We start from the raw sequence: 26,105 nt of genomic DNA on the forward strand, positions 1-26,105 counted from the left end.
CAGGGGGACCGTTCGAAACGGTCCCCCTGATCGCGTTCACGCCGCGAGTGGCAGCTCGAAGCAGTGCGAGTTCGGGAGGTCGAGGTACGGCGGGTAGAGGGGGATGCGCGTATAGCCGAGCTTCTCGTAGAGCGCGACGGCGTCGGGCTGGCGGTTGCCGGTCTGCAGGACGATGCGTCGCGCCCCCTCGCCGCGGGCGATGTGCTCGGCCTCGCGCATGAGGCGGACGGAGAGGCCCGTGCCGCGCGAGGTGCGGCGGATGAAGAGGCGCTTGATCTCGATCGAGTCGGCGAGGGCGCCCGTGAGGCGGCGCAGTGCGAGGTGGGCGACGGGCTCATCCGCCTCGTCGACCGCGAGGAGCGTCGTGACGAGCGTGGCCGGATCGACGACGAGCAGGCCCGAGGTCCGCGCGATACGTTCGGCCTCGGACATCGTGCGCTCGCGCCCGGCGTAGCGGATGCGGAGCTCGTCGTCCATCTCGCTGCGGAGTCGGACGGCGCGTTCGTCGTCCCACGCGACGCGCACGAGACGCCCGCTCGGGGCCGCACGGGTTCCGGATCGCTGCTCCGTCGTCGCCATCGCCGCACCTCTCCGTCTCGCACCGGCATCTCCCGGATCGTCCAACGATCACAGGCGAACCGGGGTTGGGGCCATCGGGTCCGTCACGGCGGGCAACGCTCCGTCAGACGACGCAATAGTGACGGTTGCGTTGGACGGGCCCACTCGTCGGCGTTCGACGCTGGACGTCGACGCTTCCCGAAGTGAAGATGGTCTCCCCCATGGACCGGTCGCGGCCGTGTCCACCGGACACGTGTCGTCATGCGCGCTTGGAGCGCATGGCAGTGAGTTGGGTGAGGGTGGGGTCGTCGGCAAGCACGCGGTACTCGTCGGTTCCGAGCGGGACGAGCGCGATGTGGCCGTCGGCGTCGTGGTGGATGCCCCAGCCGTAGCGTTTGGCGAGCGGTGACGCGCGCAGGCAGGCCTGTGACTTCGCGAAGAACGCGTCCCGTTCGGCGGCGCGCGCGTCGGCGGGGATTGCGCGACGGATCGCGTGGACCTCGAAGAGGAGGTCGTCGCTCGTGAGGACGTACGGCCGTCGACTCGCGAGCTCGTACTGGAGTGCGGCGACGCTCGGAGCCGCACCGCGCGTCGGTGGCTCCTCCCCCGACTCGACTGGACAGTCGGTGGCGACACGGATGAAGGTCGAGGAGTAGTTCGTGCTTCCCATCGGCCCACTTTGCGCGAGTCGGCGGACGAAACGCTAGGAGGAACTCGACAGTCGGACCGCCGACGGGGCTCAGCGTGGCCGACTGCGCCCGGGACGCCTGTCGGCCGCGGCGAGCGCCCCGTCGTTCAGCTCCCGAAGACCTTGCCCGGGTTCAGGAGTCCCTTCGGGTCGAACACGGCCTTGATGCGCTTCTGGATCTCGTACTGCGCGTCACCGAGCTCGTCGCCGAGGAACGCGCGCTTGAGCACGCCGACCCCGTGCTCGCCCGTGAGCGTGCCGCCGAGCTCGAGCCCCGCCCGGAACAGTTCGCGGGCCGCGTCCCAGATGCGATCGGGCACGTCGCTCGTCGAGCCCTCGAACACGAACGTCGGGTGCAGGTTCCCGTCTCCCGCGTGTGCCGGGGTCGGGATGAGCACGTCGTAGCGCTCCGCGATCTCCTCGATGCGCGCGTACATCTCGGCCATCCGGTCGCGCGGTACCGCGACGTCCTCGATGAGCAGCGCCCCCAACGCCTCCATCGCCGGCAGCCCCTGCCGGCGCACGTCCACCATGGACGCAGCCGCGTCGGGGTCGGTCGTGATCTCGGCCCGGCCGCCCGCCGCCTGCACCTCGACGAGCACCGCCTGTGCCTCCGCGAGCGCGTTCGGGCCGTCCGTCTGCACGAGCAGGTACGCGGTCCCGGCCGATGCGAGGTCGAGGCCCGTGTGCGCGGCAACGGCCTCGAGCATGCTGCGGTCCATGAGCTCCATGATCGCCGGCTGCAGTCCCGCCGCCGTCACGGCAGCCACGGCGGCGACCGCATCGGCGATCGAATCGAAGTACGCGCCGATCGTCGGCACGACGCCCATCACGGCGGGGCGCAGTTTGAGCGTCGCCTCGACGACGATCCCGAGCGTGCCCTCCGAGCCGATCATGAGCGCGCACAGGTCGTACCCCGTCACGCCCTTCACGGTGCGATGGCCGACCTCGAGCAGCGTGCCGTCGACGAGCACGACCTTGAGGGCGAGCACCGCCTCGCGCGTCACGCCGTACTTCGCGCACAACAGGCCGCCCGCGTTCGAGGCGATGTTCCCGCCCACGGTCGAGATGTCCTTCGACGCCGGGTCGGGCGGCCACCACAGGCCGCGCTCCGCGAGCTGCCGATTGAGGTCCCCGTTGAGGATGCCCGGTTCAACGACGCAGAGCTGGTTCTCGGCCGAGATCTCGAGCACGCGGCACATCCGCTCGGTCGACAGCGCGATCTCGCCGTCGCCCGCGATCGCGCCGCCCGCGAGCCCAGTGCCCGCCCCGCGCGTCACGAGGGGCGTGTCGGTCTCGTCCGCGATGCGGCACACGGCCTGCACGTCCTCGATCGACTCGGCGTACACGACCGCGATCGGACGCCCCGACGCGAACGTGCCGGAGCGGTCGGTTCGCGCCGATTCCAGCACGTCCGCGTCGGTCACCACCCGCCCCGGAACCGCCAGTCGGAGTCGTTCGATCACGTCGTCGTGCGCTGCCCTCATGCTGTGAGGGTAACGCCGCCCACACCCCCTGCTCGGGGGTGCCGGTCAGCCGACGTCCTCGACGCCGTAGAAGTCGACCTCCCCGAGATCGGCATCCGGCCCGAGCGTGACGGCGACGGGCGCCCCCTCGAGATCGAGCACTCGAACCGTGTTCGCCCCGGGCCGCAGCACGGGCGCGGGAACGTAGAGGGTGACCTGCGGCCCCTCGGCCCACAGCCTGCCGAGCGCGAACCCGTTGACCCACACGAACGCCTCCACGGCGCCCTCGACGCCGAGCCACGCATCGGCGCGCTCGTCGAGCTCGACCGTCGCCTCGAACGCACCGGGGGTCCCGTCCGCTCCCGGCGCTCCGTCCGAGGGCGGAACCTCCGCCTCGTCGTGCTCGAGCGTGTCGAGCCGCACCACCTCGTGTCGCCACCCGAGCACACGGCGCCGCTCGACGCACACGATCCCCACCCCCTTCGACTCCCCGAGCCGGCCACCGTAGTTGATGCGTCCGAGGTGGCGGACGAGCAGTTCCAGCGTCACCGCACGCCCCTCGCCGTGCACCGTGAGCTCGACGGGTGCGCCGTCGCCGCGCTCGACCGTCTCGATCATCGCGCCGTCGATCCGCACGGTCGCACGGTCCCGGAGCCCCTCGATCACGAGGGGCGTCGCGCCCTCGGGAAGGACGGTCGTCGCGGTGTAGCGCACGAGACCGGCGTCGAGTCCGAGCGACTCGAACGAGCGGGGCCGCACGTCGTCGACGACCGCCGAGCGGTGCAAGCGGTCGAGCCCGCCGAGCCGCCGGAGCGCGACGCGCTGCGGCGCGACGAAGCGCGGCGCGGGCGGCAACGGTGGCGCCTCGATGCCGCGGTGGCGCAGGATGACCTCGCGCATCGCAGCGAACTTCTCGCCTGTCGTGCCGTCCTCGCCGATCGGTGCGTCGTAGTCGTAGCTCGTGACGGTCGGCTGCACGACGACGTCGAAGTTCGCCCCCGCGTCGAGCCCGAAGTTCGTGCCGCCGTGCGCCATGTACATGCTCACGGAGCCGCGCTCGAGGATCGCGTCGAGCTCGGCCGCCGCCGAATCCGGCGTGCGCCGGTGGTGGCGTTCCCCGCGGTGATCGAACCAGCCGCACCAGAACTCGGCCACGAAGAACGGCTCTCCCGCTCGCCTCGCCCGCAGCAGGCGCTCCGCCTCCGCCGCGCGTGAGCCGAGCGTCGCGGCCGCCATGACGCCGTCGATCGTGCCGCCGTCGAGCATGAGATCGGTCGGACCGTCGGCCGTGAACAGGAGCGTGTCGATCCCCCGCGAGCGCAGCGCGTCGACGTTCCAGCGCAGGAACGCCGCCTCGTCGCCGTAGCTGCCGTACTCGTTCTCGACCTGTACCGCGACGACGCGACCGCCGCGCGTCGCCTGCCGTTCCGCGACGATCGGCAACAGCCGGTCGAACCACCGCTCGGTCGCCTCGAGATACGCCGCCTCGGTGCTGCGGGGCTGCTGCACGCGGTGCGTGAGCCACGCGGGCAGCCCCCCGTTGTTCCACTCGGCGCAGATGTACGGCCCCGGCCGAACGACGATGTCGAGCCCCGCGTCGGCCGCGAGGTCGAGGAAGCGGCCGAGGTCGCTGCGGCCCGTGAAGTCGACGTCGCCCTCCGTGCGCTCGTGCGCGTTCCACGCGACGTACGTGTCGAGCGTGTTCACGCCGAGCGCGACGAGCCGCGCGATGCGATCCGCCCACTGCTCCTCGTGCACGCGGAAGTAGTGCAGCGCACCGGACACGATGCGGTGCGGCCGACCGTCGCGCAGGAACTCGCCGTCACCGATCGTGAGCACGCCCGGCCCCGTGTCGTCGCTCACTTCACGGCTCCCGCGGTGAGGCCCGCGCGCCAGAAGCGCTGCAGGCAGAGGAACGCGACGACGAGCGGGATCGTCGAGATGAACGCGGCCGTGATGACCGTCCCGGCCGGCACCTGTCCGTTCGAGTCCGACCACGTGACGAGCCCGACGGAGACCGTCTGGAACCAGCGGTTCGTGATGAGCTGGCTCGGGAGCAGGAAGTTGTTCCACACCTCGACGAACTGGAACAGGAAGATCGTCACGAGAGCCGGACTCATCATGGGCATGCTCATACGGAAGAAGATCTTGAACTCGCCCGCCCCATCGAGCCGCGCGGCCTCGATGACCTCGTCCGGCACCGATTGCGCCGCGAACACGCGTGCGAGGTACACACCGAACGGGCTCACGATGCTCGGCAGCAGGAACGTGAGCGGGTTGAGGGGCCCGTCGAGCATGCCGAGCGCGTTGAACATGAGGAACAGCGGCAGCGTGAACAGCACCTTCGGGATGAGCACGGCCGTGAGGATCACACCGAACACGACCTCGCGGCCCGAGAACCGGTACTTCGCGAGCGCGAACCCGGCGAGCGCCGACAGGAGCGTGCCGACCGCGCCCGCGACGAGCGCATAGAGCACCGAGTTGAGCAGCCAGACGCCGAAGATGCCGTCCTTCTCGGCGAACACGAGCGCGATGTTCTCGAACAGCCCGAAGCCGTCGAACCAGAGCCCGTTGCCCGAGAACGTGCGGCCCGGTTCGCGCGTGACGGTGACGACGAGCCACCAGATCGGGACGAGGAAGTACAGGGCCGAGATGCCCAGCAGGAGGTTCGTGACGAGCAGGTTGTGGGTGCGGTACGGCCGCGAGGTGTCGCTCACGATCGGTCTCCTCGCTGCGAGATCCGGAGGAAGACGAACGACAGCACGCCGACCAGGAGGGCGAGCGCGACCGATTGCGCGGCCGCGAGCGGGTAGTTCCCGGCGGCGAGGCTCGATTGCGCCGCCATGATGGGGGTGAACTCGGACCCGATCGCGCCCTGCGACACGCGCTGCAGCACGCGCGGTTCGTTGTAGAGCTGGGCGGACCCGATGATCGAGAACAGGCACGTCATGATGAGCGCCGGGCGCACCATCGGCACTTTGATGCGGAGGGCGATCTTCCACGGCCCGGCGCCGTCGAGTTCGGCGGCCTCGATGAGCTCCTCCGGGATCGTCTGCAGCGCCGAGTAGATGATGATCATGTTGTACCCGGCCCACGACCAGGTCACGACGTTCGCGACCGCGGCGAGCGACGTCGTCGTGTCGGCGAAGATCGGCACCTGCCAGCCCGTCGCCTCCTGGATCCCCTGCAGGATCGGACTCGACAGGGGCGTGTAGAGGAAAGCCCACATGATGGCGGCGACGACGCCCGGCACCGCATAGGGCATGAACGCCGCGAGCCGGAAGAAGCTCTTGAGGCGTGCCGACTTCGCGTCGATGAGCAGGGCGAGGAACAGCGCGAGGAGCAGCATGAACGGCACCTGCACGACGCCGAACGCGAGCACGCGCAGGAGGCTGCCGACGAAGTCGCCCTCGCTGAATGCGCGGACGTAGTTGCCGAGCGGATCGAATGTCGACGTCGCGGGGCCGAGGCCGAGGCCGCTGCGCCGCTCGACGAAGAGGCTCTGCCACAGCGCGAACAGCATGGGAGCGGCGTACATCGTGAGGAAGAGCAGGCCGAAGGGGGCGAGGAACAGCCAGGCGGTGCGCGCGTGGCCCGCCTCGCGGCCCCGTCGCCGGTGCGACCCGTCGTCGGCGCCGCCCGTATCGGCGCGTTGCCGGGACACGGTGTCGGTCATCGTCTCTCCTCGTCGTTCAGGTCGTTCACGTCGTTCACGTCGTTCAACTCGTGCGCGGGCACATCGTCCGGACGCTCGAGCGTGCACACCGGTTCGGTACGGGGGCGCGGCACCACGGCCGCACATGGCGCGAGCCGAGTCCACCGGGCACCCGCGGGGCGCCATTGCCGTCCGTCCCGCGAGCCGCCTCCGCCGGGCGCGGAGCCGTCGAGTCGGCGGGCGACGGCGCGGGGCGACGGCGGCTCGTCGCCGCCCCGCGCGGCCCCAGGGGACTACTTGACGCTCAGTCCGTCACCCGTGAGGGTCGACACGGTCGCATCCTGGGCCTTCGTGAGCGCCTCGCTGAGCGTCCCGGTGCCGTGCCATGCGCCGCTCAGGCCGTCGTTCAGCGCCGTGACGGTCGCGGGCATGTTCGGGCCCCACACCCACGTGTCGGGCACCGTCTTGGCCTCGGCCGCGAAGACCTCCCCCGTCACCTGGCCGCCGAAGTAGTCGTCGGGCTCGGTGAGCGCAGGCAGATCCGCGAGCGCCACGGCGGCCGGGTAGAGGCCCGCCGCCTCGACGAGCCCACCGAACGCCGACTCGTCGGTCGACATCCACTCGGCGAACGTCCACGCCGCCTCGGGGTTCGCGCACGTCTTCAGCACGGCCGTCGCGGAACCGCCGACGTTCGCACCGACCGCGTCGCCCGCCTTCCACTGCGGCACGGGCGCCACGGCCCACTTGCCGGCACCGTCCGCTGCATCACCCTTGAGGATGCCCGTCATCCACGCCGGGCCGATGTAGCTCGCGATCGAGCCGTCCGCGAGGCCCTGGTTCCAGGCCGGGTCCCACGTGGTCGCGGGGAAGATGAGGTCCTTGTCGACGAGGCCCTGCCAGTAGTCGGCGACCTTCGTGTTCGCGTCGGAGTCGATCGACACGGTCCACGAGTCGCCGTCGATGCCGAACCACGGGGCACCGGCCTGCTGCGCGAGTCCCGCGTAGTTGTAGTCGAGGTAGTCGCTCGTGAGGTAGGTATTCGGGTTCGCCTCGCGCAACTTCACACCGAGCGCCGCGTATTCGTCCCACGTGGTGGGCACCTGGGCACCGGCGGCCTCGAAGACGTCGGTCCGGTAGAACAGGGCGACCGGGCCGATGTCGACGGGTGCGCCGTAGACGGCGCCGTCGAGCGATACCGCCGCCCACGAGCCGGGCGTGAACTTCTCGGACGAGGCGTCCGCGTACTCGCTCACGTCGAGCAGCGCGTCCTTCGCGACGAAGCTCGTGAGCGACTCGTACCCGATCTGTGCGAGGCACGTTGAGGTGCCCGCCGTCACGCCGTTGAGCAGCGTCTCGTAGCCGCCCTTCGTACCGGGCGAGATCTCGGTGTACGTGACCTGGATGTCGGGGTGCGCGGCGTTGAACGCCGTGACGGCCTCGGCGTACCCGGGCGCCCAGCCCGAGAACTCGATCGTGACCGGACCGTCGCCGCTCGTGCCGCTCGTGCAGCCCGCGAACGCGAGCGTCGAGGCGGCGGCGATGCATGTTGCCTGCAGAATGCGCGTGGCTCTCACCTGGAGTCTCCCTTGACCATCGAGCCGCCACCAGAATGGTAGCGATATCAATGATGATGACACGCCCCTTCCGACACCGCAAGACGAATCCGAGACGGCTTCGTGCGGATATCATTTCGATATGCGTGGACCCGAGAAGCACAAGGCCGCAGCGAACATGAGCGATGTCGCTCGGCTCGCCGGCGTCTCGCCGCAAACCGTGAGCCGCACGCTCGCCGGACATCCGAATGTTCGCGCTGCCACCGCCGCGAAGGTGCTCGACGCGGTCGAGAAGCTCGACTACCGCGTGCACGCCGCCGCGGCGTCGCTCTCCTCCGGCCGCACGCGCCAGCTCGGCGTCATCACCGTGTCGAGCGCGCGCTACTCCACGAGTGCCCTCGGGCTCGGGGTCGAGGCCGCCGCGGTCGCCGCGGGCTATTCGGTCACGACCGCCGCGGCCCCCGACCTCACGCCCGAGAGCGTCATCGCGACGCTCGACCGCGTCGCCTCGCAGGGCGCCGAGGGGATCCTCCTCGCGGTGCCGGTCGGGGCCGAGCACCGCGACTTCGCGGCCCGGGCCGCGCGCATCCCGATGGTCGCGATCGACGCGTCGGCGCCCGCGATCCCGACCGTGAGCGTCGACCAGGTCGCGATCGGCAGACTCGCCACGGAGCACCTGCTCGGGCTCGGGCACCGCACCGTCGTGCACCTCCAGGGCCCCGACGAGTGGCTCGAGTCACGCGACCGGCGCCTCGGCTGGGAGGTCGCGCTGCGCGCCCGCGACATCACGCCGCCCCGGCCGCTCGTCGGCGATTGGAGCCCCGAGTCGGGCTACCGCATCGGGACCGCGCTCGCGACCGAGCGCGACGTGACGGCGCTGTTCGTCGCGAGCGACGAGATGGCGTTCGGCGTGCTGCGCGCCATGCACGAGCACGGCCGGCGCGTTCCCGAGGACCTCTCGATCGTGAGCGTCGACGACATCGACCTCGCCGCCTACGCGGCCCCCTCGCTCACGACCGTCCGGCAACCGTTCGGCGAGATCGGACGACTCGCCGCCGAGCGCCTCATCGACGTCCTCGAGGACCGTCCGGTCCACGAACGCGAGCACCCCGTGCCCGAACTCGTCGTGCGCTCCTCGACCGCACCGGCCCGCCGGCCGGCCTGAGCCGCAGGCACGGCCCGCGCGACCGGGCACCCCCTATGCGTCGTCGGCGAACCGCTCCGCGCGCCACGCGCTCGCGATCGTGTCCTCGAGACTCCACCGCATGGCCCAGCCGAGGTCGGCCGCGGCGCGCGAGCCGTCGGCGACGATCGAGGCCGGGTCGCCCGCCCGGCGGGGACCGATCTCGGGGTCGTCCGGAACACCGGCGACCGCGGCGATCGCCGTCAGCAGCTCCCGGACGGACGTGCCCGTTCCACTCCCGAGGTTGTAGACGTCGTCGAGCGGCGCGTCCGCCTCGAGTGCCGCCGCCGCGGCGACGTGTGCGAGCGCGAGGTCGGCGACGTGCACGTAGTCGCGCACGCACGTGCCGTCCGGCGTCGGGAAGTCGTCGCCGTTGATGCGCGGCCGCCGACCCTCGCGGATCGCGCGGAACACCGCCGGCACGAGGTTGTGCGGACTCAGATCGCGGATCGTCGGCTCGCCCGAGCCGATGACGTTGAAGTACCGCAGCGACACCGCCGAGAACGGCTCGTCCGCGAGCGCCGCGGCGCGCCGCGCATCCGCGATGAGCCACTCCCCCACGAGCTTGCTCTCGCCGTACGGCGACTCGGGCGCGGGCGGCGTCTGCTCGGTGACCCGAGCGACGTCCGGCGTGCCGTAGACCCCCGCGCTCGACGAGAACACGAGCCGGTGCACGCCCGCGGCGTGCATCGCGTCGAGCAGCTCGATCGTTCCCGAGACGTTCTGCCGGTACGTGTGCATCGGCCGCGCGACCGAGACGCCCGCGAACTTGAACCCGGCGAGGTGCACGACACCGTCGACGGGATCCGCGAACGCGCGATGCAGCACCTCGGCGTCGCCGATGCTCCCCTCCACCAATCGTGCACCCTCGGGCACGAACGACGTCGCTCCCGTCGAGAGGTCGTCGACGACGGTCACCTCGCGGCCCGTGCCGAGCAGGGCGTTCGCGACGTGGGCACCGATGTATCCGGCGCCTCCCGTGACGAGCCAGCGGGTCATCGTTCCCTCCTCGCCCCACCGCTCGCCCGAGCGGTGAAGATCTCCGGCCGGGGGTGGCCGGCCTGCGTGACGGCGCGCGTGACGGCGTCACGAACGCGTTCGGCGTCGGCGCGCCGCACGAGCGCGATCGACGCGCCGCCGAATCCGCCACCCGTGAGCCGGGCACCGAGCGCGCCCGCCTCGACCGCGGCCTCGACCGCGACGTCGATCGCGGGGACGGACGTGCCGAAATCGTCCCGCTGTGAGACGTGGGACGCCGTGAGGAGCGGACCGATCTCGTCGGCTCGACCGGCGCGCAGCATCCGCGCGACCTCGAAGGTGCGCGCCGTGTCGGTCACGATGTGGCGCGCGCGACGCGCGAGCAGCGGGTCGAGCTCGCCGATCCGTCGATCGAGCTCCGCCGGCGTGAGCCGACCGAGCGGCGAGCCGAGCGCGGCCGCGGCGGCCTCGCACTCGCGCCGCCGCTCGCCGTACTCGCCGACGGCGTGGTCGTGGCCGATGGTCGAGTCGACGACGAGCACGTCGAGCTCGGCCGCCTCGAACCCGAGCGGCACGATCTCACTCGCGCCGGTCCCGAAATCGAGGAGGACCGCGGCATCGGGCTCCGCGAACAGCACGGCCGATTGGTCGAGCGTGCCCGTCGGCGCACCGACGACCTCGTTCTCGGCACGACGGCACAGCCGCACCATCTCGTCGCGCGCGAGCCCGAGACCCCAGAGCTCGTCGAGGGCGACGCACACGGCCGCCTCGATCGCGGCCGACGAGGACACGCCGACGCCGACGGGCACGGCGGAGTCGAGCAGCAGGTCGAATCCCGGCTTGTCGTCGAGTGCGTGCTCCTGCCCGATGGCCCAGGCCACGCCGAGCACGTACGCGGCCCAGCCGGCGGCCTCGGCGAGCGTGTCGAGGCTCGACTCGTGGTGGCGCTCGTCGATCGTCGACACGACCCGGACCGTGCGGTCGCCGCGGAGCGCGACCGCGACGCGCGCACGGCGATCGATCGCGAACGGGAGCGAGGCGCCCCCGTTGTAGTCGGTGTGCTCACCCACGAGGTTGACGCGACCGGGCGCGCTCCACTCGCCGTCGGCCGGACGGCCGAAGTGGGCGGCGAAGCGATCGAGGAGGTCATCGGGCGCGGCGGCGGCTCCACCGTTCACGTCGGGGCTCACGGCAGCGGCCGTTCGGCGTCGAAGCGTGCGAGGGCCTCACGCAGCGCGTCGGCCTGCCGCTCCGGCGCGATGTCGCCGACCCAGGCACCCATCGCGGCCTCCGAGCCGGCGAGGAACTTGAGTCGATCGGCCGCGCGCAGCGGGCTCGTGATCTGCCACGTGAGGTGCACGTCACGATGCCGGACGGGTGCCTGATGCCATGCGGCGATGTAGGGCATCGTGCGGTCGTAGCGCCGGTCGAGGGCGCCGAGGAGTCGGATCGAGAGGATCGCGAGTTCGTCGCGCTCGACCTCGTCGAGCGCCGCGAGATCGGGCACCTGACGCTTGGGCATGACGTGCAGCTCGAGCGGCCAGCGGGCCGCGAACGGCACGAACGCCGCCCAGTGCGGCGTCTCGGCGACGACGCGGGGACCCGCGAGCTCGGCCGCGAGCACCTCGGCCTGGAGCGCGGCGCCGTACTTCGCGCGCTGCTCGACGACGCGCTTCGTGCGCGGCGTCACGTACGGGTAGGCGTAGATCTGACCGTGCGGGTGGTGGAGCGTCACGCCGACGTCGACGCCCCGGTTCTCGAAGACGAACACCTGCTCGATGCCCTCGAGTCGCTGCAGCTCGTCGGTCCGGTGTGCCCACGCGTCGATCACGGTGCGGGCCCGTGCGACGGTCTGGGTGGAGAAGGAGCCGGTGCGATCCGGCGCGAAGCACACGACCTCGCACCGCCCGGTCGCGGGGACGGCGAGGTGGATCCCCGTCGTGTCGGGGACGGGGGTGCCGAGCTCGGGGCCGAAGGACGGCGAGCGGTTCTCGAACACGGCGACCTCGTAGTCGTCGGGCACCTCGCTCGGATTGTCCGCTGACTGGGGTGCGAGCGGGTCGAACTCGGCGGCGGGCAGGTGCACGCGCCCCTGCCGTGCCGTCGCGATCGTGATCCACTCGCCCGTGAGCGCGTCCTGACGCAGCTCGGGGGTCGCCGGCCGTGGGGGCAATTCGCGTGTGTCGACGCTCGGCTCGCGTGCCGGGCTCGTGTCCTCGTCGAAGTAGAGGAGCTCGCGGCCGTCGGCCATCCGGGTTCTCGTGACCCTCGTCATGGTCTCTCCGTTCCGAGCGGGACGTGCCTCCGACGGCACCGTCGTCGTCCGATCGCTCATCGGGAGCCTAACCGACTTGTGGCGTTTTGTGAACTCTGTGATTTTTTGAGATGTTCTGTGTGCCTTGTGGCTCGACCGCTCGCCGGACGTGACAGGATGAACACGAGGAGGGGCACATGGCACAACTGCCCGACGAACGTCGCCGGGCCCTCCTCGATCACGTCCTCGAGGTGGGCCCGATCGACTACCCCGCGCTCGCCGACGCGCTCGGGGTGTCCGTCATGACGGTGCGACGCGACGCCGAGTCGCTCGCCGACGAACAACTCCTCGAACGCGTGCGCGGCGGCGTCCGGCCACCCGATCCGCTCCGCGAGCCGACACCCGCCGAGAAGCGCGTCCTCCACCCGGGACGCAAACACGGCATCGCGCGAGCCGCACGCGAACTCGTGCGGCCGGGCGCGGTGCTCGGCATCGGCGCCGGCACGACGACACTCGCGTTCGCGCGCGCGATCGCCGACGTGCCCGACCTCACCGTCGTCACGAACGCGATCCCGATCGCCGATGCGCTCTCGGTGCTGCCGCCCGAGCGCGTCGTCCTCACGGGCGGCACACGCACCGTCTCCGACGCGCTCGTCGGCCCCGTCGCCGATCAGGCCCTCGCGGGCATGCACCTCGACCTCGCGGTGCTCGGCTGCCACGGCTTCGACGCCGCCGCGGGATTCACGGCCCCGAATCTGCAGGAGGCGGCCACCGACCGGCGCTTCCTCGAACGCGCGACGAGCGGCGTCGTGCTCGCCGACGCGTCGAAGTGGGGCACCCGCGGCCTCACGAGCTTCGCGTCACTCGACGAGATCGACGTGCTCGTGAGCGACGCGACGCTCCCGTCGGACGCGGCACTCGACCGCATCATGCGCGTCGTCCGCGCCGGGTGAGCGGTGCGACACTCCCGGCGCGGACGACGCGATGGATCAGAACGAGCCGTCGATGTCGCTCACGACGACGGCCTTCTGGTTGACGAACTCGGTGATGCCGAGGTCGATCAGCTCGTGCCCGTAGCCCGAGTGCTTCACGCCGCCGAACGGGATGTCGGCCTTCACGCCCGTGGGCTGGTTGATGTAGACCATGCCCGTTTCGAGCGCGCGCGAGACGCGCTGGCCGCGCTCGGGGTCGTTCGTGAACACCGAGCCGCCGAGCCCGAACGGTGAGGCGTTCGCGATGCGGATCGCGTCGGCCTCGTCCGTGGCGCGGTACAGCTGCGTGACGGGGCCGAAGAACTCGGTGACGAACGTCTCGCCGTCCTCGGGGATGTCCGTCAGGAGCGTCGGCACGTAGAACGCGCCCTGCTCCGGGACGGGCGAGCCGATCGCCTCGACCGTTACGCCCTCCTCGCGGGCACGCACGACCTGTGCCGCGAGGTCGTCCGCCGCCTTCTGCGACGAAAGCGGGGCGAGCGTCGTCGACGGGTCGAGCGGGTCGCCCGCCTTGAGCGCCTCGACACCCTCGCGGTAGCGGGCGAGGAAGTCGTCGTACACGGCGTCGTCGACGATGAGGCGCTTCGACGACACGCACACCTGGCCGGCGTTCCAGTGCCGACCGAACACGGCCCAGTCGGCCGCCTTCTGCACGTCGGCGTCGTCGAGCACGATGAACGCGTCGGCGCCACCGAGCTCGAGGGTGCTCTTCTTGAGGTTCTCGGCCGCGAGGGCGGCGATCGCCGCGCCCGCACGCTCGCTGCCCGTGAGCGCGACGCCGCGCACGCGCGGGTCGCCGATGATGCGCTCGGTCGCCGAGTGGGGCACGAAGAGGTTCGTGAGGAGGCCCTCGGGCGCGCCCGCCTCACGGAAGAGCGACTCCATCGCGAGCGCCGACTGCGGCACGTTCGAGGCGTGCTTGAGCAGCACCGTGTTTCCCGCGGTCACCTGCGGGGCCGTGATGCGGATGACCTGGTAGTAGGGGAAGTTCCACGGCTCGACGGCGAACAGCACACCGAGCGGCTGGTTCACGAGCTGCACGTCCTGACTGCCGAAGCCCTCCGCCGGCAGGTAGCGCGGCTTCAGGAGCTCGGCGCCCTTGTCGACGTAGTACTCGAGGATCTTCGCCGACAGCTCGACCTCGGCCTCCGCCTCGGCGATGAGCTTGCCCATCTCGAGCGTGAGGATCTCGGCGTAGCGGCGCTTGTCTGCGCGCAGCAGCCGGGCGGCCTCGCGGAGCACGGCCGCGCGCTCCTCGGGGCTCGTGTTCCGCCACTCCTGGAAGGTCGCGTCGGCCCGTTCGATGGCGGCGTCGATCTGCTCCGGCGTCGCGTCGTCGAAGGTCCGCACGACCTCTCCGGTGTACGGATTCGTGGTTGCGTAGGGCATGAGTCCTCTATTCCTGTCGTGGTGCGCCTGCCTGGATGTCGTGATGCGGCGGCGGACGGGCGGCGTGGGGTGCGGGCACGGCCGTCGTCGACCGGCCCGGAGCGAACCCCGACCGCCGGCGCGATCCTCCCACGCCACCCGTTGCAGAGGAGCTGCACGTGACGGATTCCGACGCAGCGTGCACCCGACGGTCAGCGGGCGGTGAGCATCGAGCGGTCGCCGCGGTAGCCGATCGAGTCGAGGGTGACGGCGACCGAGCGGTCGACGAGTTCGTCGTCGATGGGCGGCAGGCCGGGCATGAGGGCACGCATGAGGAGCGGGCCGGTGAGGACGTCGGCGACCCAGTCGGCGTCCGTGCCCGGGTCGAGCTCGTCGCGCTCGACGGCCCGCGCGAGGAGCACGTGGGTGAAGCGGCGGCGCGGTGCGAGGTAGCGGTCGACGAACGGTTGGGCGACCTCGGGCGCGGTGCGCAGGCGTTCGAGTCCGGACCCGAGCGCCCCGACGACGAACTCGTCGCGGAACATCGTCGCCTGGCGACGCTGGATCTCCAACAGATCCCCCGCGAAGGACCCCGTGTCGACGTCCTCGTCGGTCCCGTAGCGCTCCGTCAGCAGCGTCGCGACCGCCTCGGCGAGGCCCGAGAAGCGTCGGTAGAAGGCCGGTTTGTTCGTGCCCGCCACCCGGACGACGTCTTCGATCGTCACCGCGTTGAATCCGCGCGCCGAGACGAGTTCCACGACCGCCCGGCGGATGCCGGCGTCGATGTCGTTCGCCCGAGGGCGACCTCGTGTTGCCATGTCGGTCAACATTAGACCGACGCGAGCGCGACGGATTCAGCGGATACGCGGGAGATGCGGAGGGATGCGCGCGGGGCCGGATGTCCGGGCCCGGCGGTGAGGCAGCGGCCGTGGGATCGGGCTCCTGTGGCACCTGTGCTGGGGCGGCAGCGGTCGTGGGGCAGCCGCCGTGAAGCAATGACCGCGAGGCAACTGCCGCGAAGCAACTGCCGCGAATCCGCCACCCTGAAGCAACTGCCGCGAGGCAACCGTGCGTCGGCCCGAGTGAACATGAACAAGGGATGCGCTGCCCGGAATGTGCCCACTTCACGCTGTGTCGGGGTGCGACCCCGTACCCTCACCGCACCACGCCGACGCACGACCCCGCACCCCACTGCGTCCGCCACCTCGTCCCGCACACCGCTTGCCGCTCGCAGCTTCTCGTTCGCCCTTCCCCACTGCTCGCCGCTCCCCGCTGGCCGAGAGAGCCGGGTTGTTGCTACCCGGCCCCGGGCCGGGTAGCAACAACCCGGCTTGCTGTGTGGCTCGTCGGACGCAGCGGGGCATCCTCGCAGCGTTCTGGGGCCCGTCGCAGTGGATCTCCGGATTGTCCGAGGGTGGTGATGGGGTGTGGGTATGAACGGTCACGAGCCCGACGGCACCGCTGCCGCACCGGCACCGGGCGCCACCACGCGTCCGGCGGCCGGCGGTGGCGCGGGTTGTCGCTCGTGGTCGTGTCTGGCCGGTTCGACGGTGTCGCCGTTCCCGTTCTCGATTCCGGCCCGTTCCCGAGCAGGGTCGGATTGTCCGAGGGTGGTGATGGGGTGTGGGTATGAACGATCACGAGCCCGACGGCACTGCCGCCGCACCGGCCCCGGACGTGACACCGCGTCCGGTGGCCGGTGGTGATGCGCGCCGTCTCGGGCTCTCGCGGTCGCACCTGCCCGGGTCCACGGTGTCACCGTTCCCGTTCCCGTTCTCGATTCCGGCTCCGTTCCTGGGCCGGGTCGGATTGTCCGAGGGTGGTGATGGAGTGTGGGTATGAACGATCACGAGCCCGACGGCACCGCCGCCGCACCGGCCCCGGACGCGACCTCGCGTCCGACGGTCGGTGGTGACGCGCGCCCGTCGGCTGGTGGTGACTCGCCTGCTCGGCCGCGTGGTCAGGCGACGCTCGCGCCGCACGTTGCGTTCATGATGCACCTGCAACATCTCGACGGCATCGGTGCCCACGACGAAGCCTTCGACCTGGCGCTCGACGCGATCCGCGCCGAGGACAAGCTCATCGCGAAAGCCGAAGCGCGCCGCGCGGAGTTGCTCGCGTTCATCCACGAAGCGACCCTCGCTTCGGCTCGGGAGGAGTTTCCCGGGAGCGATGATGCGGTGGTGACGGCGATGCGTGAACGCACCGCCCAGCTCGCGCTCGCGACCAGCCGGTCCGAGCCGGTCGTGTCGCGTGAACTCGGCGAGAGCCTCATGCTTCGCGACGCGTTCCCCACCACGGAAGGAATGCTCCGCGATGGGCACCTCTCCCTCGCGCACGTTCGCGTGATCCTCGCCGAAGGCAGGCGACTGCCCGACGACGAGGCGCGCAAAGCGTACGAACGAGCGGTGGTGGACGGGGCCTCGCGGGAGACGCCCGCCCGGCTGCGGGCTCGCGCGCGGCGAGCCGCGCAGACGCTCATGCGGGAGAGTCTCGACGAGCGCCACAAGATCGCTCGCGAGCAGCGCGGCGTGCGGGTCGTGCACGAGGACGACGGCATGAGCCGACTCGAAGCACACGTCCCCACCCTCCTCGGCGCGGCAATGCTCGACCGCCTCACCGAACAGGCCAAAGCCCTCACCGGGCCGGACGAACCTCGCACGCACGATCAGATCCGCGCGGACCTGCTGTGCGAACTCGTCCTCACCAGCGACCCCGCCGACGGGTGCGGGTCACCGCACGGCGCGGCCGGCGGCATCAACGCGCGCGTCGCGATCACGGTGCCCGTGCTGTCGCTCCTCGATGGTGGTGATGATCCCGCGTTGTTGGACGGCGTGGTGCCGGTTCCGGTGGAGCAGGCGCGGGAACTCGCGGCGCGTGCACCCTCGTTCCTGCGGGTCCTGACCGATCCGATCACGGGCGTCGCTCGCGAGAGCGACACGCGCTTCCCGACGGCGGCGCAGCGCGAGTTCCTCCGCGTGCGGGACGGGCACTGCCGCTTCCCTGGCTGCACGCGCCCCGCCAGGCGGTGCGATATCGACCACACCATCGCGGTCACCGACGGCGGCACGTCCTCGCTGGGGAACATGGCGCACCTGTGCCGCCGACACCACACCTTCAAGCACGCCACCCGCTGGCGCGTCGAACAACGCGAGCCGGGACGGTTGATCTGGTTCGCGCCGAACGGCGATCGCTACTCCGACCGGCCCGTTCCCATCGGGCCGAGGTTCAGACCGTCATGGGCCTACCACGACGATGATCTCGACAGTCCACCCGGAACAGGCGTCACCCAAGCCGCCCCGGCGGGGCTGGTTCGCGCGCTCGACACCTCCGAACACGCGATCGCGCCCACCATTCGACCGGCGACCGAGCGTCCACGCACCAGCATGGAAGCCGAGTTCGAGTTCGACCCCGCGCTCGAGTCGTCCACGGTTGGGCATATGAACGCCGAGCGCCCAGCCGGCCCTCGCGGACACCGGCCGAGGAGAACCGAAACCAACGCGCACGCAGACGCCGATTCCGAGAACGACCCGCCGCCCTTCTGAGCGCAGTGAGACCCGAACCGGGCAAAGCAACATACCCCGGAGGCAACGACACGGGCGCCACGCGCCGTCAGATCTCGCCGCGACGCTTCGCCGCCAGACCGCGCATCGCCAGTCCGGAGGCCGTCAGCCCCCGCGCCACGGCGCCACACGCCGTCATGCCAAGCACCCGCCGCCGGGCCACTCGCCGTGCGCCACCGACACGCGCCTTCAGTCCGCGCAACGTCACCCCGAGCGCCATCAGCCGACTCGCCGGTCGCGCCCGCGTGTCGCCGAGTCCCACGGCGGGAGCCGCGGGGCCCGCTCCAGATCAGCTACAGGTCGGTCCCGATCGGCGCGTCCGGGTCGACGAGCTTCTCGTGCGGGAACAGCTCCGCCACGCGATCGTCCGGGCGTCCGTGCCGGTGCGCCGTGATCGAGATCGTCTGCTCCCGCAAGAACGGCAAGAGCTCGACCCGCCCGGCATTCGTCACCGGATCCGCCCACAGCGCAAGATCCGGATCACCACCGACCGACTCGCGGAACGCCGCCCGATCGCCACCGATGAGCCTGATGCGCAACGAATCGAGCTCACGCCTGCGCGTCCGTTCCGCGAACGCCTCGTCGCCCTCGACGCGCACCACGAACTGCAACTGGTCGAGCACCCCCGCGATCTCGACGGGCAACGGGAACGGCACCGACACGTCGGGAACCGCCCGCACGACGCGCGCCCCCACGAGCACGCGCACGAGATCGGCGAGATCGCCACCCTCCGCCAGACGCACCGTCACCGCCGCCGGGCGGTAGCGCAGCAGGTTCCGCTCGATGCCGAGGTTCGACACGTCGCTCACCTCGCCGAATTCCTCGTTCCACGCGATCTGGTCGCTCAACGCCGACCGCCGCACCCGATCGAACGCGTCGTAGTCGAGCGACGACTGCGCCGCCTCGATGAGCCGCACCGCCTTCTCGTCGAGACCGCGCAGATGCAGCGTCGACGACTGCTGCCCCGGATCGATGCGCCACGTCCCGAGCGCCATGAGCGCATTCGGGCCACCCGTCTTGTACGACCGACCGACCGCCGACCGCCTCCACCCGCCGAACGGCTGCCGCTGCACGATGTCACCGAGCAGATCCCGATTGATCATGAGATTGCCCGCCTCGACCTCCTGGATCCAGCGCGCGATCTCGGCACGGTCGAGCGAATGCAGCCCCGCGGAGAGCCCATACGGCGTCGCGTTCTGCATCGCGATCGCATCGCCGAGCGTGAGCGCGTGCATGATGCTGAGCACGGGACCGAAGAACTCCGTCACGTGCGTGTAGCTGCCCGCCTTCACCCCGGCACGCACACCCGGCGACCACAGACGCCCCGTGTCGTCGAGCTGCCGCGGCTCCACGAGCCAGCTCTCCCCCTCGGCAAGCTCCGTGAGCGCGAAACGCAGCTCCGGCTCCGGCGGCGCGATGAGCGGCCCGATCGCCGTCGCCGGATCGGTCGGATACCCGAGCCGCATCGACGTCACGGCGTCCGCGAGCTGCTCGTGGAACCTCGCCGACCGCGCGACCGAACCCACGAGGATCACACTGCCCGCATGCGCCGCCCGCTGACCCGTCGAGCGGAACGCACTCACGGCGACATCGCGCGCCGCCTGATCGAGGTCCGCCGACGGCGTCACGACGATCGAGTTCTTCCCGGCCGACCCCGCGATGAGCGGCAGCGACGGACGCCACTGCAGGAACGTGCGGGCCGTCTCCCACGTGCCGTTCAGCAGCACACGCTCGACGCGCTCGTCGACGATGAGCCGCTGCCCGAGCTGCTCGTCCGTGACGATACGCTCGTCACACACCGCGACCTGCAACAGATCCCGCGGGATCCCCGCATCCCACAGCACACCGATCGCGACCGCAGCGATCCGCGCCGTGCGAGGCGACGGCTTCGCGACGACGGCCGATCCCGCGGCGAGCGCCGTCAGCACCGGACCGAGCACGCCCGCGACCGGCGGCGACCACGGCGTCGCGACGACGCTCACCCCCACCGGATGGAACGCCGCCCCCTGCATGCGATCGAGCTGCCGCGCGAGGTGCGCCGCGTGATTCGCGACGTCGATCGCGCGACTCACGTCGTGATCCGCGTCCGCGATCGTCGCGCTCGCCTCGCTCATCGACACCTCGATGAGGCGGGCACGGTTCGCCTCGAGGGCCTTCGCGACCTTTTCGAGGTTCGCCGCGCGCTCCCACCCCACCTGATCGCGCCACGCCGGTGCCGCGGCCGCCGCACGCGCGACGAGCTCGTCGACCTGCTCGATCGACGTCACGACGAGACGTCGCGCCTCCTCGACCCCGATCTCGCTGCGCGCGACGCGACGCTGCACACGCGACGCCCACTCACGGTTCGCCGGGATCGTCAGGTCCGTGTCGGGCGCATTGCGGAACGTGTTCCGGAGGATGCGGCCACGCCGCAGCCCGAGCACGATCTCGGTGAGCCGGGCGCTCGGGCCCGTCTCCGCCGGGTTCTCGGTCGCCTCGTCGGGCACGACCGGACGCTGCGCGGCCGATGCACCCGGCGGCAGGAACTCGCCGTCGACGGGCGCGAGTTCGGGGATGAGTTCGTCGTCCGCGCCCGTCGTTCGTGGAGCATCGCGCGGCGTCGGCGTCGGCGGCGCGGGCGCCACGGCCGCCGGCTCGGCCTCGTCGACGAACAGGCCGTCGGGGAACAGTTCGAGCTCGATCCCCGCCGTGACCGTCGCGGCGTCATCGGCGTCGACGCGCTCCTGCTGGCGGTTCTGCCCACCGGGCAGCTGGAACATGCGACCGATCGCGTCGAGCAGCCGCGCGTCGTCCGGATGAATCGACTCGCGCCCCGCGAGCGACGCCTCCGACCACTCGAGCGCCGACGCGGACGCCGTCTCGACATCCACGCGCCGCAGCAGATAGTCGACGGCCGGGCGGAGCGACTCGTCGGGAACGAGCGGCAGCCGCTGCACGACCTCCGCACCCACCGACCGCAACCGCTCGACGGCCGGATCCCCCGCCCCGACCGGGACGACGACCCGCACGGGGTCGGGTCGCCCGCGGGCCTGCCCGATCGCGATCGCGAGCGCCGCCTCGCGGGCCAGATCGGCATCTATCTCCGCGCGCACGGCGGGCGCGTGATCCGGGTGCAGCAACTGGTCGAGCAGGCGGACCGTGTTCGCCGCGACCTCGCCCTCCTCGGCGAAGCTCGCGAGCCGCCAGCCGCCGAGCACGGCGTCCACGCGCTCGGCCGCGAGGTCGCCCGCGTGCGTGACGGCCACCGTCACCGGCGCGCCGAGATCCTCCCGACGCATGTGGGCGCGACCACTCACGCGGCGAAGCAGCCCGGGTGTCTCGGGGAACTCCGCGGGGATCGCGATACCCATCGGCAATTGCAACAGCGCGTCCTCGTCGAGCAGCCGGAGGAAGACCTGCACGGCGAGCTCGAGGTCCCTCGAACCCGTCGCACGCAGCACGAGCAGCGTCGATCCCGTTCCCGGTGCGCCGTTCGGCTGCGGCGCGTCGAGCGCGACGGCGTACACGGGCGCGAGCTTCGCGGCGATCCGCTCGACCGCGCCGTCGAAGTCCCACAGCGAGGTCTGCGGATCGACGTCGGCGAGCGTGAACTCGACCTCCGGGACCGTCGGGTCCGCGACGAGCGCGGCGAGGCGCTGCAGACGTGTGTGCGCCCCGTGCTCGCCCAGCACCGGATCACCGAGCAGCCGCACGCGCGGGATAGCACCGATCTCGCGCGCGTGCGCGATCGCGTTCAACCGCGCATCCGTGGTGTCGGTCACGACCTCACGACCGAACACCGCCCACGCGACCCGCTTCACGAACGGCGCCGTGAGCCACGGCACGCCCGGCCCCGCGAAGGCACCCGCCCGAAGCGCGAGACGGGCACGGCGTGACATGGCAGCGGGGATCCGCTCATTCAGGTCGCCGAGCTGCTGGCCCGCGACGACGGCGTCCTCGGGCCGGACGACGTCGTCGAGCAGGTGGCGCAGGAAATCGCCGCCGCCGGGCTGCTCCGCCGCGCGGCGCAGATCGCCCGACGGGTCGAGATGGTCACGCGCACGCTCGCTGCGGGCCTCCGCCTGTGCCTCCGCGAGCGCCTGTCGATCGGTCTCCGCGTCCGCGCGCCATCGACGCAGGATGCCGAACGCGATGGGTGCCGCGTCCGAGGGGGAGGAGAGCGAGCTCGCCTCGACGACGGGGATGACGGCCGTCGGCGGCGCGAAGGGGTTCTCGGCTTCCGGTGCTCCGTGCCCGGCGCCCCCCGGGGCGGCATCGTCCACGACACCGTCGACGGTCGGATCCGCGGCACGATGCCGGAGCGGATCGATCCGGACCGTGTCGGAGGTGTCCGGCACGGCCGTCGACGCGGCCCCCGGGCCGCGGGTTCGGCGCAGTTCCTCGCGATCGATGCGCACCGTCTTCTCCGCGGACACCGCGTGGGGCGCATCGGGTGCGGCGGCCGCACGACGCAATTCGCTCCGATCGACCTGCACCGTCTCCGACGTGTCGGGTTCCCCCGGCGCGGGCACCCCACCCGGCACGATGACGACGGCCTCGCCGTCACCGACCGTCGCGGCGGACCCCACCGGCGACGCGGGGCCGTCGTCGAACGCCCGCGGCGCCTCCCCCGCGGCCGCGTCGTCGGCGACGTCACCCGCCCTGCTGACCGACGCGACGATGCCACGCTCGGTACCCGGCGCCGCCCGGCGGCCTCGACGGAGCTGCACCGTGTCGTCCGGCCCGCCCGGGGCCGCGTCACCCGTGCGCTCCTCCTCGGGAAGTCGTTCCTCGGCCGTGGCCGCGTCGCGACGCTTGCGGATGATCGAGCGCACGAGATCGGCACGCTCGACGCGTCGTGCGTCGACGTCCTCGAATTCGCGTCGCCCGATGCCGCTCGTCTGCCGTCGCTGCGCGCCCCGTCCCGCGCGTGCTGCGTGTTCGGCGGCGTCCTGGTCGTCGGAGTCGGAAGGTGGCCGCATAGAGCGACCATAACGACCGAGGCTGCACGATCCGTCGGACGCGCCGAGTCGTGCCGACGGAGACGCCGATCAGCGGCGCGCGCCGCTCGGCAGCTCCTCCACGTCCTGCACGCCGCCGCCGTACCGGCGCACCGTCGCACCGGCGAACGCCATCGCACGATCGAGAACCCGGCTCGCGTCCGCGGGGGTCGTCGGGATGCCGTCACGGACGACGGCCTCTACCGCGACGGCGAACGCCGCATCGCCGCCGCCGAGCGTGTCCGCGACCTGCACGTCGGGCTCGACGGCCGGCACCCACGAGTCGATCCCGTGCCGGTTCACCCATCGCCCACCGTGGCGTCCCTCGGTCGCGAGGATGTTCGCGGCGCCGAGGTCGAGGAGGTCGCTCGACGCCTCGTCGATGGGCGACGAGAACACGAGGTCGGCGTCGCCCGTGCCGAGGTGCACGAGGAGTGCACCGGATGCGTGGCGCTCGAAGTTCACGCGGAACTCGTCGAGGTCGGCGATGAGGCCCGCGCGAGGGTTCGCGTCGAGCAGCAGACGGTTGTGCGGCTGCCGGACGGCCTCGAGCAGGCGACGCTGCTGCTTGCGCTCGTCGAACGGGAATCCCGCCACCACGACGTAGGGGGCGACGCCGATCGCTTCGAGCTGGTGCTCGTCGAAGCGCACCTTGCGCCTGCGGGCCGCGTCGTCGAACCACGAACGCGTCACACCGCCGACGGTCTCGTTCTTGACGAGCCCCGTACCTGCGTCGCTGCGCGTCGGGATCACCTCGATGCCGTACTCCTCGAGGTGGCCCGTGATGCGTTCCGCGCCCTCGTCGTCGCCGAGCGACGTCACGAGGCGCGTCGGGACACCGAGGTGGGCGAGGTCGGTCGCGACGTTGACGCCGGACCCACCGACGAACGTCGCGAGCACGTGGCCGCGGCCGTCGTAGAGCTCGTCGATGTACGCGTCACCGATGACGACGAGTGGCGCACCGGGGACGGGGAGGGCGGCGGACGAGCTGAGCGGGGACACGCGGTGATTCTGTCACCCGCACTCGAACGCGCGGTTGCCGCGCGTCGGGTGGGCGGGCTGGAACGGTCGATCTCAGTGGTCTCGGTGATCCTGCACCGTCATGCGCGGACCGCGTCGCGGCTTGCCGCGCCCACTGCGTGAGAGGAGCCGCATGATGCGCTGCCGGTGCCCGCGCCACGGCTCGAGCAGCTCGCGCATGCCGTCGTCGTCGACCGGGCCGCCCGTGAACGCCCACCCCACGGCTGCCGCCAGGTGGTAGTCGCCGAAGCTGGGGGCGTCCGGATCGCCGTGCGAGCGCTGCGTCGTCTCGGCCGCCGTCCACACGCCGACGCCGGGCAGGGAACGCAGGCGACGCGTGACCTCCTCGGCCGCATCGGCCTCGAGGCCCCGCGGTGCGGCCCCCGGGGCGGAGCGCGCGCCGGGCACGTCGAGCGTGCGCTCGAGGGCCGCGGCGAGCGGCGCAGCGCGCACGATCGTGCTCGACCTCGCGCGGTCGACGCCCGCCCGGTGCCAGCGCCACGACGGGATGTGCCGCCACTCGTCGGGCGAGAGCGGCAGGGTCATGCCGTTCGGCACGAGGTGTACGGGCCCCGGCGCCGGCTGCGCGACGGCGAGGTGCAGCGCGCGCCAGGCACGATGCGCCTCGAGCCCCGTCACCTTCTGCTCGAGCACCGCGGGCGCGAGCGCGTCGAACACCGAATTCGTGCGCAGGAGCCGCAGCCCGGGATTACGTCGCCGCACCTCGGCGAGCCACGGCGCCGCCCGCAGATCGAGGCCGGACCAGTCGTCGCCGCGACCGAGCAGCTCGGGCGCGAGCTCGACGGCTCGCTCGGCGCCCGGCCCCCACGCGACGATGCGCACGCCCGTCCGGCTCTGACGGAAGCACACGGTGGCCCCCCCGAGCTCGGTGCGGCACGTGCGCCAAACATCGCCGCTCGTCGCGTCGACCCGGTACGTGGGATCGGCCTGACCGCGGAACAGCGGCGAGAGTGTGGCGTGCAGATCGACCGGCTCGCGCGGCTCGTAGTGATCGACGACGCGGGGTTCGTCGTGCATCGCACGCGCACCGGCCGTACCGGCCGTACCGGCACCGCTACCGGTACCGGCTGAATCTCCTTCGACCCCGCCGAGCGCACGCACGGGCTCGGTGGGATCGACCGCACCGTCGATGCGGAGGGACACCGCTCTGCTGCTCATGCGATCAGGCTAGGTTCCCCCACGGACACGACCCCGCGCACACGCGAGCGAGGTGAATCCGTCCGTGCGTCCGCACGCTCACTCGGCCCCGGGGCCGGTCCACACGCTCGGGGCGTCGGCCTTCGACGGGGGCAGCGCGGTCGCAGCCGCCCACGGCTCGATCCACGCGGGCAGGCGCAGGTCCAAGGTCTCGATCTCGGGCACCGCCTCGCGCAGCTCCGCCATCGTGACCGTGCCGCCCTCGCGCTTCACGAACCGTGCGCGCACGAACGAGCGGGCGCGGATCTGCCCGTCGACCGTGAAGCGCTGCTCCATGAACACCGCCTTCTCATCGGCACCGATGAGCCGCGTCTCGAGCAGGAACCGCTCGCGGTAGTGGAGGGACGAGCGGTAGGTGATCGTCTGCGCGACGACCACGGCGCCCCAGCCGCGTTCCTGGAACCGCCGGAACAACCCCGTCCGCAACATCCAGTCGGTGCGCCCGAGGTCCTGCAGCGTGAGATAGGTGCCGTTGTTCATGTGACGCATGACGTCGAGGTCCTTGAGCGCGACGCGCAGCGGGATGCGTGACACCCCACCGATCGGGACGGCGCGGAGGCGCAGCGTGCGGAGCCAGACGAGGAGCATGCGGAGCGGGTACTTCACGTCGCACAGCGTAGGCACGGGGCC

19 protein-coding genes are annotated in these 26,105 nt (G+C 71.7%); 3 read left to right on the top strand and 16 right to left on the bottom strand.

All coding sequences use genetic code 11. The annotated features are described in order from the left end of the window. Nucleotides 1-36: 36 nt before the first annotated feature. The 7 genes from HNR16_RS14685 to HNR16_RS14715 all read right to left on the bottom strand — a co-directional run bounded on the left by HNR16_RS14685 (nt 37) and on the right by HNR16_RS14715 (nt 7,941). The gene (locus HNR16_RS14685; RefSeq protein WP_158041658.1) at nt 37-579 is read right to left on the bottom strand and encodes a GNAT family N-acetyltransferase; all 543 of its coding nucleotides are present in this window, start codon (nt 577-579) and stop codon (nt 37-39) included. Between the two features lie 238 nt (nt 580-817). Beyond that, the gene (locus tag HNR16_RS14690; protein ID WP_158041657.1) at nt 818-1,228 is read right to left on the bottom strand and encodes a DUF6157 family protein; all 411 of its coding nucleotides are present in this window, start codon (nt 1,226-1,228) and stop codon (nt 818-820) included. A 125-nt stretch (nt 1,229-1,353) separates the two neighbouring features. Further along, nucleotides 1,354-2,733, bottom strand: a complete 1,380-nt coding sequence (locus HNR16_RS14695; RefSeq protein ID WP_158041656.1) for an FAD-binding oxidoreductase — start codon at nt 2,731-2,733, stop codon at nt 1,354-1,356. Between the two features lie 45 nt (nt 2,734-2,778). Next, on the bottom strand, nt 2,779-4,575 hold the full coding sequence (locus HNR16_RS14700; RefSeq protein WP_158041655.1) for a glycoside hydrolase family 35 protein: 1,797 nt from the start codon (nt 4,573-4,575) through the stop codon (nt 2,779-2,781). Continuing rightward, complete coding sequence (locus tag HNR16_RS14705; RefSeq protein ID WP_218868455.1) at nt 4,572-5,429, bottom strand: carbohydrate ABC transporter permease; 858 nt, start codon at nt 5,427-5,429, stop codon at nt 4,572-4,574. Before HNR16_RS14705 ends, HNR16_RS14700 begins: the two co-directional genes overlap by 4 nt. After that, on the bottom strand, nt 5,426-6,388 hold the full coding sequence (locus tag HNR16_RS14710; RefSeq protein ID WP_158041654.1) for a carbohydrate ABC transporter permease: 963 nt from the start codon (nt 6,386-6,388) through the stop codon (nt 5,426-5,428). The genes HNR16_RS14705 and HNR16_RS14710 overlap by 4 nt, the downstream gene beginning before the upstream one ends. 272 nt (nt 6,389-6,660) lie before the next feature. Continuing rightward, entirely contained in the window at nt 6,661-7,941 is a 1,281-nt protein-coding gene (locus HNR16_RS14715) for an ABC transporter substrate-binding protein (protein WP_218868456.1), read from the bottom strand. A gap of 121 nt (nt 7,942-8,062) precedes the next feature. Between HNR16_RS14715 and HNR16_RS14720 the strand changes: the two genes are divergently transcribed. Then, nucleotides 8,063-9,085 (top strand): LacI family DNA-binding transcriptional regulator, encoded by a 1,023-nt coding sequence (locus HNR16_RS14720; RefSeq protein WP_158041653.1) that lies wholly within the window; start codon nt 8,063-8,065, stop codon nt 9,083-9,085. A 33-nt stretch (nt 9,086-9,118) separates the two neighbouring features. Here HNR16_RS14720 and galE read toward each other — a convergent pair whose 3' ends face one another. Genes galE through galT form a run of 3 tightly spaced genes read right to left on the bottom strand, consistent with a single transcriptional unit; the run spans nt 9,119 to nt 12,356 of the window. Further along, nucleotides 9,119-10,102: a UDP-glucose 4-epimerase GalE gene (galE, locus tag HNR16_RS14725; RefSeq protein ID WP_158041652.1), complete on the bottom strand. Its 984-nt coding sequence runs from the start codon at nt 10,100-10,102 to the stop codon at nt 9,119-9,121. Continuing rightward, a complete protein-coding gene (galK, locus tag HNR16_RS14730; protein WP_225737958.1) occupies nt 10,099-11,271 on the bottom strand; it encodes a galactokinase in 1,173 nt (390 codons plus the stop codon). The genes galE and galK overlap by 4 nt, the downstream gene beginning before the upstream one ends. Further along, nucleotides 11,268-12,356: a galactose-1-phosphate uridylyltransferase gene (gene galT / locus HNR16_RS14735; RefSeq protein ID WP_158041651.1), complete on the bottom strand. Its 1,089-nt coding sequence runs from the start codon at nt 12,354-12,356 to the stop codon at nt 11,268-11,270. The genes galK and galT overlap by 4 nt, the downstream gene beginning before the upstream one ends. Before the next feature lie 176 nt (nt 12,357-12,532). On the opposite strand from galT, the gene HNR16_RS14740 reads away from it, so the two are divergent. Continuing rightward, nucleotides 12,533-13,288, top strand: a complete 756-nt coding sequence (locus tag HNR16_RS14740; RefSeq protein ID WP_158041650.1) for a DeoR/GlpR family DNA-binding transcription regulator — start codon at nt 12,533-12,535, stop codon at nt 13,286-13,288. 36 nt (nt 13,289-13,324) lie between these two features. On the opposite strand, the gene HNR16_RS14745 is transcribed toward HNR16_RS14740, so the two are convergent. Together HNR16_RS14745 and HNR16_RS14750 are read right to left on the bottom strand one after the other, a co-directional pair. Then, entirely contained in the window at nt 13,325-14,716 is a 1,392-nt protein-coding gene (locus HNR16_RS14745) for an NAD-dependent succinate-semialdehyde dehydrogenase (protein WP_179558280.1), read from the bottom strand. Between the two features lie 191 nt (nt 14,717-14,907). Next, complete coding sequence (locus tag HNR16_RS14750) at nt 14,908-15,513, bottom strand: TetR/AcrR family transcriptional regulator (protein ID WP_179558281.1); 606 nt, start codon at nt 15,511-15,513, stop codon at nt 14,908-14,910. A 1,020-nt stretch (nt 15,514-16,533) separates the two neighbouring features. On the opposite strand from HNR16_RS14750, the gene HNR16_RS14755 reads away from it, so the two are divergent. Continuing rightward, complete coding sequence (locus HNR16_RS14755) at nt 16,534-18,240, top strand: HNH endonuclease signature motif containing protein (RefSeq protein ID WP_179558282.1); 1,707 nt, start codon at nt 16,534-16,536, stop codon at nt 18,238-18,240. A 311-nt stretch (nt 18,241-18,551) separates the two neighbouring features. On the opposite strand, the gene HNR16_RS14760 is transcribed toward HNR16_RS14755, so the two are convergent. From HNR16_RS14760 to HNR16_RS14775, 4 genes are all read right to left on the bottom strand, one after another. After that, nucleotides 18,552-23,219, bottom strand: a complete 4,668-nt coding sequence (locus HNR16_RS14760) for an aldehyde dehydrogenase family protein (protein ID WP_158041489.1) — start codon at nt 23,217-23,219, stop codon at nt 18,552-18,554. A gap of 69 nt (nt 23,220-23,288) precedes the next feature. After that, nucleotides 23,289-24,239 carry a carbohydrate kinase family protein gene (locus tag HNR16_RS14765; RefSeq protein WP_158041488.1) on the bottom strand — a complete coding sequence of 317 codons (951 nt, stop codon included), beginning with the start codon at nt 24,237-24,239 and terminating at the stop codon, nt 23,289-23,291. A gap of 72 nt (nt 24,240-24,311) precedes the next feature. Then, entirely contained in the window at nt 24,312-25,436 is a 1,125-nt protein-coding gene (locus HNR16_RS14770; RefSeq protein ID WP_225737937.1) for a DNA-3-methyladenine glycosylase family protein, read from the bottom strand. Between the two features lie 78 nt (nt 25,437-25,514). Then, nucleotides 25,515-26,081, bottom strand: coding sequence for an acyl-CoA thioesterase (locus tag HNR16_RS14775; protein WP_225737936.1), 567 nt, complete (start codon nt 26,079-26,081; stop codon nt 25,515-25,517). Between the last annotated feature and the right edge of the window lie 24 nt (nt 26,082-26,105).

Source organism: Pseudoclavibacter chungangensis, from assembly GCF_013410545.1.
In the GTDB taxonomy this organism is placed as follows: Bacteria; Actinomycetota; Actinomycetes; order Actinomycetales; family Microbacteriaceae; genus Pseudoclavibacter; species Pseudoclavibacter chungangensis.

Bases quoted from the DNA above. Each gene is read 5' to 3' on its own strand.
- HNR16_RS14685 (WP_158041658.1), bottom strand. From the start codon at position 579: ATGGCGACGACGGAGCAGCGATCCGGAACCCGTGCGGCCCCGAGCGGG.
- HNR16_RS14690 (WP_158041657.1), bottom strand. From the start codon at position 1,228: ATGGGAAGCACGAACTACTCCTCGACCTTCATCCGTGTCGCCACCGAC.
- HNR16_RS14695 (WP_158041656.1), bottom strand. From the start codon at position 2,733: ATGAGGGCAGCGCACGACGACGTGATCGAACGACTCCGACTGGCGGTT.
- HNR16_RS14710 (WP_158041654.1), bottom strand. From the start codon at position 6,388: ATGACCGACACCGTGTCCCGGCAACGCGCCGATACGGGCGGCGCCGAC.
- HNR16_RS14720 (WP_158041653.1), top strand. From the start codon at position 8,063: ATGCGTGGACCCGAGAAGCACAAGGCCGCAGCGAACATGAGCGATGTC.
- galE (WP_158041652.1), bottom strand. From the start codon at position 10,102: ATGACCCGCTGGCTCGTCACGGGAGGCGCCGGATACATCGGTGCCCAC.
- galT (WP_158041651.1), bottom strand. From the start codon at position 12,356: ATGACGAGGGTCACGAGAACCCGGATGGCCGACGGCCGCGAGCTCCTC.
- HNR16_RS14740 (WP_158041650.1), top strand. From the start codon at position 12,533: ATGGCACAACTGCCCGACGAACGTCGCCGGGCCCTCCTCGATCACGTC.
- HNR16_RS14745 (WP_179558280.1), bottom strand. From the start codon at position 14,716: ATGCCCTACGCAACCACGAATCCGTACACCGGAGAGGTCGTGCGGACC.
- HNR16_RS14750 (WP_179558281.1), bottom strand. From the start codon at position 15,513: ATGGCAACACGAGGTCGCCCTCGGGCGAACGACATCGACGCCGGCATC.
- HNR16_RS14755 (WP_179558282.1), top strand. From the start codon at position 16,534: ATGAACGATCACGAGCCCGACGGCACCGCCGCCGCACCGGCCCCGGAC.
- HNR16_RS14760 (WP_158041489.1), bottom strand. From the start codon at position 23,219: ATGCGGCCACCTTCCGACTCCGACGACCAGGACGCCGCCGAACACGCA.
- HNR16_RS14770 (WP_225737937.1), bottom strand. From the start codon at position 25,436: ATGAGCAGCAGAGCGGTGTCCCTCCGCATCGACGGTGCGGTCGATCCC.